The organism is Novosphingobium mangrovisedimenti, assembly GCF_025153475.1.
In the GTDB taxonomy this organism is placed as follows: Bacteria; Pseudomonadota; Alphaproteobacteria; order Sphingomonadales; family Sphingomonadaceae; genus Novosphingobium; species Novosphingobium mangrovi_A.
Genome location: NZ_JANZXA010000002.1, coordinates 107,838 through 121,891 on the forward strand (window position 1 = coordinate 107,838; position 14,054 = coordinate 121,891).

A 14,054-nucleotide genomic window follows, 5' to 3' on the forward strand; every position below is an offset into this window, starting at 1 on the left:
CTCAGAAATACCGCTGGTCGATCCGGACGGTATCGCCCGGCAGAACAGCGGCTCCGCTCGTCAGCTTGTAGGCGGTTTCGTCCCGCTGGTCGGCATGGCGGACGTAGACCACGCGCTCATTCGCCCGATAGGTGAAACCGCCGGCCTTCGCGACCAGTGCATAGACCGACATCCGCTCGCTGTAGGCATATTCGCCCGGCTTCTGCACTTCCCCCAGAATGTAGATCGGGCGATAGCTGACGACATCAAGATTGATCCGCGCGTTGCGTACGTATTCCCGCCGCAGCGTCGCGGTCAGTTCCCCGCGCAGTTCTGCAAGCGTCCTTCCGGCAGCCTGGACATCGCCCACCATGGGAAGCCCGATCATGCCCTGATCGTTGATGGCGTATTCGCCGGAGAGGCCATCCTCCCTGAACACCTCCAGCCTGACCCTGTCGCCCGGAGAGAGACGGTATTCGACGACATCGACGCCCGGCAACACAGTGCTTGCCGTCGATGCACATGCCGTGAGTACCGCGCATCCGGCCAAGGCGATCGTGCGAAACAGCATGTCAGACCCTTTCCATGGACAGTCTTGGATTCATCGCGTCAGGCCACTTGCCGCGATCCGAGGCGATAGTGATCGAGCGCATCGAGAAAGCCGGTCGCGAATGCCTCGGGCGAAAACCGGGCTGCATTGGCAATCGCGTCTTCGGAACGGAACTGCGGTTGCCATGTCTCGAAACGTTGCAGGGCACCGCACAGTGCGCGCGCCGTCTGCTCCCGGAAGAACAGCCCGGTCCTGCCCTCGACGATGGAATCGGTGACGCCGCCATGGCCATAGGCGATGACCGGCCGACCGCTGGCATTGGCCTCGACAGGGACGATCCCGAAGTCCTCCTCGGGGGTAAAGACCAGCGCCTTGCACGTGGCGTAGGCATGCTGGAGTTCCTCGAAACTGAGGCGCCGGCGTACCTCCACGTTGGGCCCGGCACGGGCGGATATGGATTTGAACATCTCGCCATCCCCGACCATCAGCGCGGGCACGCCGAGGCGATTGAACGCTTCCAGTGCCACGTCGGCACGCTTGTAGGGCGTCATCTGGCTGACCCACAGGTAGCGGTCGGAAATCTGCCGCGACGGCTTGAACGCGCCCACCGCTACGGGCGGGTGCACCACCCGCGCCTGGCGTCCCCAAACCTTTCGGATACGCCGGGCGACGAAGCTGCTGTTGGCGACAATGCCGTCGACCCGGCTGGCAGAACTGACGTCCCACTGTCGCAGGCGGTGAAACATGGCCGGCATCATCATGCGGCTGAGCCCGCCGGCAGCGGCCTTGTAGTCGGGATAGTGGTCCCACAAGTACCGCATGGGCGAGTGGCAGTAGCAGACGTGCAAGGCATCGGGGCGGGTGATGATGCCCTTCGCCGGCCCGGATTCACTGCTGATAACGAGATCGTACCCGCGCAAATCCAGCTCCTCGAGCGCCATGGGCATGAGCGGCAGGTACTTCTGGTAATGCCTGCGTGCGCCCGGCAGGCGCCCGATGAACGTCTCGCGCACATGGGCGGCGCGGATCTTGTCCGAGACCCTGTCGGGATCGTAGACATGGGTGAACACATCCGCGCCGGGGAACAGGTCCAGCAACCGTTCGAGCACGCGCTCGCCACCGCGCATGGAGACGAGCCAATAATGCACCAGCGCGACCCTGGGCGCGCCGGAGTGCCAACCGCCGATCATGCGTAATATCCCCGGTACTTGTCATAGAAGCTCGCGGCATCATGGCCGCCGAAACGCGCCTGCTGCTTCATGTCGACCCGGTTGAGGACAATGCCCAGCGCCTTGATCGTGCGCATCGGCAATTGCCGGACCGCCGCCTTGACGACCTTGTCGACCGTCTTTCGCCACTGGACGACCAGAACGACGTTGTCCGCAAGCGAGACGATCTCCCGCGATTCCGCGATCGGAAGGATCGGCGGACAGTCGAGAATGATCACGTCGAACTCCTCGCCCAGGCGCGCGATCACGCGGTGCAGGCGCCCCCGTTCGGTCAGGCGTTCCCCCCTGGCGAAAGGCCGGGTGATGGGGATCACCTGCAGGGCGGAATCCGGCTCTTCATGCGCAACCACCCGACCGGCCTCCAAGCTCAGGGCCTCGTGCAGGCCGGGCTCACCGCCGGAAAGGCCAAACTGCCTACTCAGGCACCGACGGATCACATCGCAATCGATCACGACCACGCGTTCATTAGCCATTGCGAGCGCCCGCGCCATGCACGCGGCGATGGTCGTCTTGCCTTCACCGGGCACGGCCGAAGTGATGGCAATCACCTTGCCACCCCCCGACGCCCCGTGCCGGATGGAAACGATCACATTCCGTAATGCTTCGGAGAAACCGCCGTCGGGATGGTCCCGCACGGTATCGAGCGGCGAGGCCGAATGCGGTTCGACCGTATGACAGGCGGGCACAAAGCCGAGACCGCGAATACCCAGCCGGCTCTCGACATCGTCGAGCGTCGTCAGGCCGCGATAAGACAGCTCCAGCACAATCGCCAGGGTTGCGCCCAGCAATCCACCCACCACGCAGCCCAACGCGAGGTTGAGCAGAAGGTCCGGAGATTTCGGCAGGACCGGCACATTGGCGCGCGAAATGAGCCGCGCGCCCGGCTGCTCCGAACCGCTGCCCGCCACGACCGCGTTGTAGCGTTCGAGATAGGACTGGTAGAGCGTGCGCGCCGCCTCCGCGCGCTTTTCAAGGTCGGCAAGCGTCACCAGCGCGGCATTGTCGGTGCTGAGCTGCGCGCGGGTGCCGCTGCGGCTGGCCAGCAGCGAGGAAAGACGCCGGGCCGAGGCCTGTGCCCGCGCTTCCAGCCCCTTGATCGAGCGGTTCACCTCCCCCGCGATCTGCCGATCGATATCCGCGATCTGACTGCGCACAGTGATCAGGTCCGGATTGTCGTCGTAATAGCGCTGGGACAAGTCGCGCTCCCTGATGACAAGTTGCGCGCGCTGCGCCCGCAGTGCCGACACCACTGGGGAAGCGCCCCCCTCCCCGACATTGTCCGCGCCCCCCGAACGCAACTGGCCACGCGCGCTGGCCAAGGTTGCGGCATCGCGCGCAGCCTCGGCCTGCGCGGCTGCGATCTGCTGGTTGTACGTGGAAATTTCCTGCTCAGTCAGGCTGGTCGCCGCCGAACTGAGCAGGCCCGTGTGCACGCGATAGGATTGCACTTCGGCAAAGGCCCTGTTGGCTGCCCGGCGCAGCTCGTCGACGCGGGTCTGCAACACCTTGGCTGCCGTCGCATTGGTCCTGGCCCTTTCGCGGGCATCGTCAGTCGTAAACAGGCGCGCATAGGTATTGGTGACCAGCGCCGTCCGCTCCGGGTCGTAATCTTCGAAGGCGATACGCAGGTTGTACGAATTGTCGACCCGCGCCACGCCCAGGCGGTCGATCAGGTAGGTAACCGCCATTTCGTGAAAGGGGCGAGCGAGCCCCGGTTCCTGCGGCGTTCCTTTCCTGCGGCGAATACCCAGCAAGGAGGAAATGTTGTCCAGCGCCGATCGCGGCGCGATGACGTCGGCGCGAAAGGCCTCGTCCCCGAGCAGTCCGGTGCGGTCCAGCACCTGCCCTGCCATTTCGCGCGAGCGGATCAACTGGATCTGCGTCTCGACGTCTTCCGACCGGGTCGGTTCCGACTGGGCCTGATCCGCATCGCCCGGCACGACCTCGGTCGATGTCGTGATCATCACGACATCGGCACTGGAGCGGTAGATCCGCGGCAGCGCAGCCGTCCAGACAAGCGCCAGCACCACGCAGATCGCCAAGGTCAGCAGCAGAACCTCGCGGCGGCGGCGCAGCATCGCCAGCAGCAGGTGCACCGTTATCTGGTCCTCGGCGGCATGCCAGGCCGCCCCGCGCTCCGCGACGATCTGCGGGACGTGCCGGCCCGGTTCATAGATGGCGGGAAGATTCACGTGCATGCCTCCTTCGACCGCTCCGCCTCAGGCCCTGAAGGTCATGCCGAAACCGGCACTGAACGAAGTGAACTGGCTGACGAGCGGCGTGCCCCTGACGTCCTGGCGTACGAAATCGACATATCCTCCGACGGACAGCGATCGGTTCAGGCGATACTGCGCCTGCAGCCGCATGGACTTGCGCAAGGTTCGCGTGTCGGTCTCTCCGAAGTCGCCGCGCTCCAGCCGCGCCGAAGCGGACAGGCGCAGGTTGCGCAGCGGATCGTAGTAGGCGCTGAGCGTAAAGGCGTCGGTCAGGATGCCGCCGACCTGCCGGTTCCCGCTGTTGCGGAACGTCCGGCTCGCCTGCGCGCGCAAAGTCATGAGCGGGGTGACGTACCACTGCAGGTCTCCGCGAAAGGTCACGCCCTGAAAATCGCGGTAGATCGGCAGCCGGTAGTCGCGCGCGCGGTAGCCGACGCCGATTTCCCCCGACACAACCGGCGAAAGCCGCCCGCGCAGCCCGGCGACGACGGTGTAATCACGCGAATCCCGCCGAAGAGAAGCCGTGGCCGACGTCGACCTGATGTCTTCGTAGCTCCCTGAGGCAAAGACCGAAGCAAGGCCCGAAAGATCATAATCGAGGCGCACGTCGCCGCGTAGCGCACACGTGTTGCGAAAGGACTGGTCCGCCCGCCCGCCGCCCTCCAGCGCCACGACATCGTACTCAACACGCTCGTAGCGCAGGCCAGGCGTCAGGCCTATCCGCCCGATGGCGGCGCGCGCGCTGACATCGCCAACAAGGCGATCGTAGCTCACAGGCTCTGTCGCGTTCGGAACCGAGCCTGCACTGCTGCGCGGCTCGATCAGGTGCGAAAAGCCCGCCGAGGCCCGGATCGCCTGACCTCGCGACAGATCGAACCGGCCATCCACATCCAGCACGATTTCCTCGCTGTTTTCGGTCCGGTAGCGCGAAAGGCGCCGCAAGGTGCCCGCTGCGGAGAAACGAACTTCGTGGCGCGGCAGGTTGGTGCGCAGAACCAGCGAAGGCGATACCATGGCCAGCGCCGCCGCCCGGGCATCCGGCCGGTTGAAGACATTACCGTCGTACCCGCCCACCACCGAAACGCTTGGCTGCGCGAACACAGGCCCCACCACAATCGGGCGCGCCTTGTAGGCAGGTTCGATCCGGGCGCCGGCGACGTCGTCCCGGTCCAGCCGGGGTTCGATATCGATCGAGATACCGGCACCGATCGCCTGCGCGCAGGCAAGCGTAGGTGCCATGACGGCTCCCGACGACAATGCCAGCCTCGCAACGCCCCCTTTCATCCAGCCACATCCCCTTCACCATCCAACAAAAAAAAATGCCGAACAACCAGCCAGTCAATCAGATAACCATTTTGAATAAATTCCCAGATTTACTCTCAATGTAGCCACCGGCCTCAATAAGATTACGGTTACCCTGCCTATTCGCGCAACGCGCGTTTGAATTGATCCGAAAGGGGGCGAATTATGTATTGCAGGATTGTCCGCTGCTGGGTCTGGACAAACACCTCGACCGGCATACCCACGGAAAGACGTACGTTTCCAAGCTTCCTGAACTCATCATCCGGAATGGAGACAGTGGCGGAATAATAGGACGCATTGGTCACCCGATCGACTGTCCGATCAGCCCCGACCTGCGTCACGGTACCGTTCAATTCGGGCGTGGTGCGCATGCTGAGCGCGGTGAAGCGCAAGTGCGCCGACTGTCCCGTCGCGACGCTGTCAATATCGGTCAGCCGCACCCGTGCCCGGACCACCAGCCGGTCTGCGTCCGGGACGATCTCCATGAGCGGTTCGCCCGCCGGCACCACGCTACCCACGGTGCGGACCTGCAGCTTGTCGACGATGCCGTCCTGCGGTGCGCGGATCGCCGTACGGTCGTTCTGGTCGCTCGCGGCGACGTCCTGCTTGCGCAGGTCAGAGATCGCCGCCTGGACCTGCGCCAGTTCAAGCGCCGCCTCACTGCGCGCGGCGCTGGTCACCGACGCCATCTGGACTTGCAGTTCCGCGATCCGGGCATGCGCCTGCCGCATTCCCGCGCGCGCCGTGTCGCGCTGCGCCTGCACGCCGACCGCAGCGCGCTCGAGCGCGTTGAGGCGATCGAGCGTCGTGAGGCGCTGTTCATAAAGCTGGCGGGTCTGCGCCAGTTCCTCGTGCACCAGCTGTTCCTGACGGTCGTAGGCGTCCGACTGACTGGCGTAAGTCGCGATCTCGGCGCGGGCCTGGGCAATGCGTGCCTGAAGCTGGCCGATCTGATCCGCGCGCGCGCGGCGTGCGAGGACAAAGCTGCGGCGTTCGTCCTCCATGGCGGCCAGTACCGCCGGATCGCCCGCCGCGCGGGCCAGCTCATCCGGGAAGGAAACCCCCGGCGCGCCGCTCAACGTGGCGCGCAGCCGGGCCGCTTTCGCCAGCAGCTGGCGGAGCCCCAGGCCTGCATATTCCGCCATCGCGCCCGAGACCTTGCTGTCGAGCCGGACCAGCACCTGTCCCTTCTTCACGCGATCGCCGTCACGCACGAGAATGTCGGACGCGACGCCGCCGAACGGATGCGAAATCTCCTTCACGTGCGTTTCGACGGTCACGTCACCCGGCGCGATCACGGCGCCTGCCATCGGAAGGAATGCGATGAGCCCACCGATGCCAAGCACCAGCACGGCCACCGCCCCCAGCCCCGACCGTACCAGCCACCACAGGCTGCGCTCGGCACGCGCCGAAAATTCGCCATGCATCGGTGCCGACGAACCCCCGCCCCTGTCCTTGATGAACGGCATCGAGGCATTCATTCACCGACCTCCGCCGGCACGGCCATGTCGTCTCGTGCACCGTCGGGCACGTCTCGGTGCCCGTCCCTTGATGGCCCGTCCCGGGCGGCAGGTGCTTCATCCCTGCGGGTGATCGGCGCGGGCGATCTCATTCGCTCCTGAAAGGCCTCGCGCGTCTCCATGCGTTCGATCCGGCCGTTGGCCATCACCATGATATGGCTGACATGGGCGACGACACTGGGCAGGTGCGCGATCACCAGCACGATCCCGCCCCGCTCGCGCACGTGCCTGATCGCCAGTCCCAGCGCAGTTTCCCCTTCATAGTCGAGATTGCTGTTGGGCTCGTCCAGCACGACCAGAAACGGATCTCCAAAAAGCGCGCGGGCGAGCGCGATGCGTTGCCGCTGCCCTGCCGAAAGCCCGCCGCCCTGCGGACCGATCAGGTAATCGTAGCCGCCATCGAGCCGGACGATGAGATCGTGGCAATCCGCCGCCCTGGCCGCCTTCAGGATCGCCTCGCGATCGGCGTCGGGGCGAAAACGGGCAATGTTCTGCCCAATCGTGCCCTCGAAGAGCTCGATCGACTGCGGAACGTAACCGACGATCCGGGCAATCTGGTCCGGCGACCACTGGTCCAGCGTCGCTCCATCCAGCCGCACCGAGCCGCGCAGGGCCGGCCAGATGCCGCACACTACGCGCGCGAGCGTCGTCTTGCCCGAACCGCTGCGCCCGACGACCGCAGCGGCATCGCCGGCTTCGAGCCGGAAACCGATGTCCGTGAGGGCTATCGATCGGGTCCCCGGAGGCGCGGCGGTGACCCCGGCCACCGCCAGTTCCGACCTGGGGCATTCCAGCCCCATCGGCTCGATCCGGAACGGGACCGCCGCCAGCAGTTCGCGCAGCCGCGCCAGCGCCTGCCGGCTGGAGACCATGCCCTTCCAGTTGGCGATCACCTGTTCGACCGGCGCCAGCGCCCGCGAGGAAAGGATCGAACTGGCGATGATGATGCCCCCGGTCGCGCTGCCCCGGATCACAAGAAACGCACCCAGCGCCAGCGTCGCCGATTGCAGCAGCATGCGAAACGCCTTGATCGAGCCCGACATCGTGCTCGCAATGTAGGAGAAGCGGTCGTTGGCCCGCAGGTATTCCGCCTCTGCCGCATGCCATTGCCCGCGCCGCGCGCCAGCCATGCCCAGGGCCTTGAGCGTCTCGGCATTGCGCAAGGTGGCGTCTGCAAGTCCCGTCCGCCGCGCACCAGTGCGCATCGTTTCCAGTGCCAGCGGCGCGGTCATGCGATTGTTGAGCAACATCAGCGAGACGAGCACGCAGACGCCACAAAGCGCAAGCAGCCCGAGCGCCCAGTGAAACACGGAAAGGATCAGCAGGTAGACGACGATCCAGGGCAGATCGAGCACAGCCAGCGGCCCCGGCCCCGACAGATAAGCGCGCACGGTATCGACATCGCGCACGATCTGCGTGCCATTGGGCATCGGCCCCCGGCTCATCTCGTAACGCGAGATCACGTGGAGCACGCGGTCACTGACCGAACGCATGAACAGCGAGCCGACATGGACCATGATCCGCCCGCGCACCACGTCGAACACCGCCTGAAAGGCATAGGCCAGCGCGACCAGCATCAGAAGGCTGACCAGTGAGGGCACGCTGCGGCTGGGCAGGACGTCGTCATAGACCAGCAGCATGAAGAACGAGCCCGAGAGCAGCAGCACGTTGTAGACGCTGCTGATCGCGAGCACCGGCAGCAGCACCCGCCGCATCGGTGCCATCGCGGTCTTCAGTTCGCCGGGCAGCCGAACGGCGAAAATCATCGCCGCGCCTCCGCCGCCGAGGGGCGGATGATCAGCACGGCCGCGGGCAGCCTGCGCACACTCCTTCGCATAATTACGTCCTGTCCGGAACAATCTCGCGCTGCATTCAATCAGGCGCGCCCATAAACAACCACCGACAATACATCAGATTTGGGGCTTAAATCCGGACGCCGTGCGCCACGAAGGAATGAATAGGGACAACAACCTGGTGATTTATACTTATATCAGGATTGCATTGGCGATGCCCTTGGCAGCCCTCGCAAGCATCGCGCATGCCGATACTCTCGAACAGGCACTTGATGCTGCCTATGAAAACAACCCGTCCATACGGGGTAGCCGCGATCTGGTCAGCGCCGCCGATGAACGCCTGACCCGGGCCCGCGCGGCCTACGGCCCGACACTGAACGCAAGCGCCCGGCACGAATTTACCACCGCCAGGATACGCGGCACCGCCCTGCCCTCGCAAAACGGGGGCTTTGCGAGCTCTGCCGAAGTCACGCTGTCCCAGCCGCTGTTCACTTCCGGCCGACTGGCCGCTGCGGTCGATGCAGCGACAGCCGCCAAGATGGTCGAGCGGGAAAAACTGCGCGCCAGCAGCCAGCAACTGATCCTCGACGTGGTCAATGCCTACGTCTCGCTTCAGCGGGACATCGAACTCTATGGCGTCGCCGTCGAAATCTACCGCCTTCTTCTGCAGCAGCGCGACGTCACCGTCTCGCGCTTCCGTCTGCGCGATTCCACCGAACCGGATGTCGACCAGACCACCAATCGGCTGGAACTCGCCGCCGGTCGCGTGATCGTGGCCCGCTCCACGGTGGAGGCCAGCGCGGCGCGTTACCGCAATCTCATCGGCACCTATCCCGGGGGGCTTGCACCGCCACCTGCGCTGCCCGCCCTCCCCACGCTAGAGACGCTCTATGCCGAGGCGGAAACCCACAACCCCACCCTCACCGCGGCCAAGTTCACCGAAGCCGGCTCGCGCGCGGCCATCGGCGCGGCACGGGCACAGATGGGGCCGCAAGCCAGCGTCTTCGCATCCGCCGCCCGCCGCTCGCTGACGCCGTACCAGAACACCCTGCGCGAGGAATCGGTGGTCGCCGGGGTCAGCCTGACCATGCCACTCTACACCGGCGGCCAGCTCTCGGCGGGCCTGCGCGAGGCGATCGACCGCAATCGGGCCGATCAGCAATTCACAGAGCAGGCCCGACGCACCATGCGCGAGACGCTTGCAACCGACTGGAGCCTGCTCAGCGCGGCAAGCGAGGCCCTGCCGCGCTACACCGCCGCCGTACGTGCGGCGGAGCGCGCGGTGGAGGGCGTAAAGAAGCAGGAAATCTCTGGAATCCGGACCCTGCGCGATGTGCTCGACGTGACCAACGATCTGCTCAATGCCCGCACCGGTGCAGCGCAGACCCGCACCGAACTATACCTGCGCCAGGTCGCGATCCTGCGCGATGCGGGACTGCTCTCGATCGACATGTTCACGCAAGCCCGGCCTTACGATCCAGACAGCCACAAGGCGGGAACCGCCTATCTTGCCGGACTGCCGCTGCGCCCGATCCTTGAGCCGGCAGACCGCCTGCTCCTCTCGGAACAAGGCGTGCAGGCACCGATTCAGCGCGAGGATTCGCCGACGTACGACTGGCCCGGGATCGCGAAGAATCCCCTGCAGCCGCTGACAACGCCAACCGGCCCGTGACAGGGCAGGACAGTCCGCACGCCACGCCCTGCAAGCGATTTGATCCAAATCGGATACGATACCCACGCATACCACCCCATCCACCGACCTGGGCAGCCACAAAGGCTAGGTATGCAATTGCCGGATTCGGCGGTGCATCTTCGTCACCTCGAAAACAACCAGTAGCCCGACGCCGGTGAGCGCGACGATCCCGAGTTCCATCCAGTCCAGCGGCGCGAAGCCGAGTGCCCGCTGGACCGCCGGAACCGTAAGGATGACAGTGCCACCCGTAACGATGAATGCCAGGACATAGCGAAAGGTGATGTTGTGCCGGACCAGAGCCTGAACGAACGATGTGCTGAAAGAACGGTTGGCGAGAACCAGCGCCAGAACCGCTGACACCAGCGCAAAGAAGATGAAAGTACGAAGTTCCTGCGCCGACATGTCCAATCGCTCCGCGGCAAGGAGGTAGAGCCCCGACAGCACCAGCGCCGCGACGCCGCCCTGAATCACGCCGCGCGCAATGACGCCGGCCGAGAACAACCGCTCCCTGGGATCGCGCGGCGGTCGCTCCATGATGTGGCTTTCATCGCGTTCGGCCTCGAACACCAGCGCGCAGACCGGGTCGATGATCATTTCCAGCAGGGCGATCTGGATTGGTCCGAAGATCACCGGAGAGCCCACCAGCAAGGGCAGGATCGCCAGTACCGCGATCGGCACGTGAACGCCGAAGATGAAGCCCATGGCCTTGCGGATATTGTCGTAGATCCGCCGCCCGACCCGGATGGCGCCGACAATGGCGCCGAAATCGTCCTCGACCAGCACGATCGCGGAAGCCTCGCGCGCGACATCGGTGCCGCGCTTGCCCATGGCGACGCCGATGTGCGCGGCCTTGAGCGCGGGCGCGTCGTTGACGCCGTCGCCGGTCATCGCCACGACCTCGCCCGCCGCCTTGAGCGCCGAGACGATCCGCAGCTTCTGCTCGGGCATGGTCCGCGCGAAGATGTCGACATCGCCGACACGGGCCGCCAGTTGCTCGTCGGACAAAGCCTGAACCTCGTCACCGGTCATCAGCTCCCCGTCGACCAGCCCGGCGCTGGCGGCGATGGCGCGCGCCGTCGCCGGATAGTCGCCGGTGATCATCACCACACGAATGCCCGCCGAACGACATTGCGCGACCGCCTCGGGCACGCCCGCGCGAAGCGGATCGGAAAGGCCTGCGAGCCCCAGCAGCTCGAAGGGATGCTCCTCCTGCTCGCGGTCCAGATCCTCGTGCTGCACCGGGGCTCCGGCGACGCCGAGCACGCGGATACCCCGCGCGGCCATCGCCTGCGCGGCTGCATCCATGGCCGCGCGCTGCGTATCGTCGAGGCGGCACAGACGCGCGATCGCTTCGGGCGCGCCCTTTGCGGCGATCATGTACGGGGCATCCCCGTCATCGATCTGCCAGATGTTCGACATCGCCAGAAGTTCGGGCCGCAAGCCGTGCGTGCGCGCCAGCGTCATCCCTTCGGCCCCGCCGATGCCTGCCTCGTTCGCGGCCGTGTGAAACGCCACTTCCATCGGATCGACCGGGACCGGCGCACTGGCCAGGGCCCCTGCTTCGATCAGGTCGAGAAAGCGCGCATCGCACTGTCCCTCGCTGCAGTCGCTCAGTTCTCCGGTGGGCAGCCACAGTTCGGCAACTGTCATCCGGTTCTGGGTGAGCGTTCCGGTCTTGTCGGTGCACAGGACCGTTGCCGCGCCCATCGTCTCGATCGCCGCCGTGCGGCGCGTCAGCACGCCCACTTGCGCGATCCGCCATGCTCCCATGGCCAGGAAGATGGTGAGGACGACCGGGAACTCCTCGGGCAGCAGCGACATACCGATGGCGATCCCCGCCAGCAGTGCATCGAGCCAGCCCCCGCGCGTAAGACCGTAGAGCACGACCACCATCAGGGCGACGCCTGCACCGCCTACCGCGCAAAGCCGCACGATCGCGGCAGTCTCGCGCCGCAGACGCGGCGCCTCGGTCTCCAGCTCGGCCAGCGAACGGCCGATCTCGCCGATACGGCTATGGGCACCGGTGGCACTCACCCGCGCGACGCCCTGCCCGCGCGTGATGATGGCCCCGGCGAAGATCTGCGGAAGATCGTCGCCGCCCGGTTCGGCACGCTCGGGTTCGTCATCATGCGCGGCACGCTTGCGCACGGGCACGGATTCCCCGGTCAGCAGCGATTCATCGGCCTCCAGATGTTCGGCTTCGAGCAACAGCGCATCGGCGGCGATGCGGTCTCCGGCATCGAGCACGAGCAAGTCGCCCCGAACCACCTCGCGCCCCGGGACGCGCACTGTCTCCCCGTCGCGGATGACGAGCGCGCGCGGGGCGGAAAGATCGCGCAGAGCCTCCAGCACCTTTTCGGTACGTGCTTCCTGCACGATGGTGAGCGCAATGGATATGCCGGCGAAGGCGATGAGGATCAGCGCCTCGGTCATATCGCCGAGCAGCAGGTAGATGACGCCCGCCGCCAGCAGCAGCGCCAGCATAGGCTCGCGCAGGACCTCACCCACGATCCGCAGGGGGGTACGCCGTTCGCCGCGCGGCAATTCGTTGGGTCCGTCGCGCTCCAGCCGCTCGCGCGCCTGAAGGGCGGAGAGGCCGGTGTGATGGTTGGAACTCATACCGTCATATCCCTGGCGCCATGTGAAAAATCCCGGCGATACCGGGATCGTATGTCATGCAAGCGACTGCCCGCCAGCCTGAAAGGCATGTTGCGCAGGCTATCCCTGCAGCGGCTCGCCCTTCTCCTAACCGCTGCAGGGACAACCCGCGCCCCGTAACATTACCAGATAGATAGCCCGCGCGAAGCACCCTCACCCGGCTTGCCCGGATAATTCCATCGCAGTGCGCAATCCCTCGCGCATCGCGACACCGTCGCGGCCCGGCGGCTCACCGAACAAGCGGCGATAGTCGCGGTTGAACTGCGAAGGGCTCTCGTACCCGATCGAATAGCCGATCGCCGCCACTTCGCCGCCATCGGCAAGCAGCATGCGGCGCGCGGCCTGCAAGCGTATCTGCTTCTGGAACTGGATCGGCGTCATCGCCGTAGCCGCGCGGAAATGCCGGTGGAAGCTGGCCGGGCTCATCCCGGCAAGCGCGGCCAGATCGGGCACGCGAAGCGGCTCGGCGTAGTGATCGCGGATCCAGGCGACGGCGCGGGCGATCCGCGCCATGCGGCTGTCGGCCAGACCAACCTGGCGCAGGATCGCCCCGTGCTGCCCGTTGAGCAGCCGCCAGACCATCTCGCGGCGGATCAACGGCGCCAGCACCGCCAGATCGCGCGGCCGGTCAAGCAAGGCGAAGAGGCGGGCGAGCGGATCGAGCAAGTCCGCGTCCAGTTCGCACACCGCCATTGTCGTCAGGTTCGGCTCGGCGGCTTCCATCTCGGCATCTTCCAGCAGCAGGTCCGCGACCATCGCCGGATCGATGGCCAGACTGAACGCCATATAGGGCCGCTCGCGGCTTGCCTCTACGATCTGCGCGGTGATCGGCAGGTCCATCGAGGCGATCAGGCATTTGCCTGTATCGTAGCGAAACACACGGTCACCGAGCAAACTCAGCTTGGCTCCCTGCAGGACGCCGCAGAAGGACGTGCGATAGACTGTATGCAGCAGGCCCGACGGCGCGTCCGCCACGCTCAGCGCCAAGCCCTCCAGAGGCGCCTCATGGCCGTACCGGTCCCACTGCCGTTGCAACAGCATGCGCACGTGCTCGATCCGGGATTCTCGCATGACGGCGTCATACCCTGCTGCAAGCGCAAGAAAAAGCGTTCCG

At 65.7% G+C, this 14,054-nt stretch carries 9 protein-coding genes; 1 reads left to right on the forward strand and 8 read right to left on the reverse strand.

Going from position 1 to position 14,054, the window contains the following annotated elements:
• Position 1 precedes the first annotated feature (1 nt).
• The 6 genes from NZK81_RS04055 to NZK81_RS04080 all read right to left on the reverse strand — a co-directional run bounded on the left by NZK81_RS04055 (position 2) and on the right by NZK81_RS04080 (position 8,562).
• Positions 2–550, reverse strand: a complete 549-nt coding sequence (locus tag NZK81_RS04055; protein WP_260044142.1) for a polysaccharide biosynthesis/export family protein — start codon at positions 548–550, stop codon at positions 2–4.
• Positions 551–588: 38 nt separating this feature from the next.
• Positions 589–1,719 carry a glycosyltransferase gene (locus NZK81_RS04060; protein ID WP_260044144.1) on the reverse strand — a complete coding sequence of 377 codons (1,131 nt, stop codon included), beginning with the start codon at positions 1,717–1,719 and terminating at the stop codon, positions 589–591.
• The gene (locus NZK81_RS04065; RefSeq protein WP_260044146.1) at positions 1,716–3,950 is read right to left on the reverse strand and encodes a GumC family protein; all 2,235 of its coding nucleotides are present in this window, start codon (positions 3,948–3,950) and stop codon (positions 1,716–1,718) included. Before NZK81_RS04065 ends, NZK81_RS04060 begins: the two co-directional genes overlap by 4 nt.
• A gap of 27 nt (positions 3,951–3,977) precedes the next feature.
• Positions 3,978–5,213, reverse strand: coding sequence for an outer membrane beta-barrel protein (locus NZK81_RS04070; RefSeq protein WP_260044148.1), 1,236 nt, complete (start codon positions 5,211–5,213; stop codon positions 3,978–3,980).
• 182 nt (positions 5,214–5,395) lie between these two features.
• Complete coding sequence (locus tag NZK81_RS04075) at positions 5,396–6,757, reverse strand: HlyD family type I secretion periplasmic adaptor subunit (RefSeq protein WP_260044150.1); 1,362 nt, start codon at positions 6,755–6,757, stop codon at positions 5,396–5,398.
• Entirely contained in the window at positions 6,754–8,562 is a 1,809-nt protein-coding gene (locus NZK81_RS04080; protein WP_260044152.1) for a type I secretion system permease/ATPase, read from the reverse strand. The genes NZK81_RS04075 and NZK81_RS04080 overlap by 4 nt, the downstream gene beginning before the upstream one ends.
• A gap of 247 nt (positions 8,563–8,809) precedes the next feature.
• Between NZK81_RS04080 and NZK81_RS04085 the strand changes: the two genes are divergently transcribed.
• Entirely contained in the window at positions 8,810–10,261 is a 1,452-nt protein-coding gene (locus NZK81_RS04085) for a TolC family outer membrane protein (protein WP_260044154.1), read from the forward strand.
• 105 nt (positions 10,262–10,366) lie between these two features.
• Here NZK81_RS04085 and NZK81_RS04090 read toward each other — a convergent pair whose 3' ends face one another.
• Together NZK81_RS04090 and NZK81_RS04095 are read right to left on the reverse strand one after the other, a co-directional pair.
• Entirely contained in the window at positions 10,367–12,901 is a 2,535-nt protein-coding gene (locus tag NZK81_RS04090; protein WP_260044156.1) for a cation-translocating P-type ATPase, read from the reverse strand.
• Positions 12,902–13,093: 192 nt separating this feature from the next.
• Positions 13,094–14,011 carry an AraC family transcriptional regulator gene (locus NZK81_RS04095; RefSeq protein ID WP_260044157.1) on the reverse strand — a complete coding sequence of 306 codons (918 nt, stop codon included), beginning with the start codon at positions 14,009–14,011 and terminating at the stop codon, positions 13,094–13,096.
• Positions 14,012–14,054 lie beyond the last annotated feature (43 nt).

What these genes read in the sequence shown, in the direction of transcription:
- NZK81_RS04090 (WP_260044156.1), bottom strand. Translation starts at nt 12,901, where the DNA reads ATGAGTTCCAACCATCACACCGGCCTCTCCGCCCTTCAGGCGCGCGAG.
- NZK81_RS04095 (WP_260044157.1), bottom strand. Translation starts at nt 14,011, where the DNA reads ATGCGAGAATCCCGGATCGAGCACGTGCGCATGCTGTTGCAACGGCAG.
- NZK81_RS04060 (WP_260044144.1), bottom strand. Translation starts at nt 1,719, where the DNA reads ATGATCGGCGGTTGGCACTCCGGCGCGCCCAGGGTCGCGCTGGTGCAT.
- NZK81_RS04080 (WP_260044152.1), bottom strand. Translation starts at nt 8,562, where the DNA reads ATGATTTTCGCCGTTCGGCTGCCCGGCGAACTGAAGACCGCGATGGCA.
- NZK81_RS04070 (WP_260044148.1), bottom strand. Translation starts at nt 5,213, where the DNA reads ATGGCACCTACGCTTGCCTGCGCGCAGGCGATCGGTGCCGGTATCTCG.
- NZK81_RS04055 (WP_260044142.1), bottom strand. Translation starts at nt 550, where the DNA reads ATGCTGTTTCGCACGATCGCCTTGGCCGGATGCGCGGTACTCACGGCA.
- NZK81_RS04075 (WP_260044150.1), bottom strand. Translation starts at nt 6,757, where the DNA reads ATGAATGCCTCGATGCCGTTCATCAAGGACAGGGGCGGGGGTTCGTCG.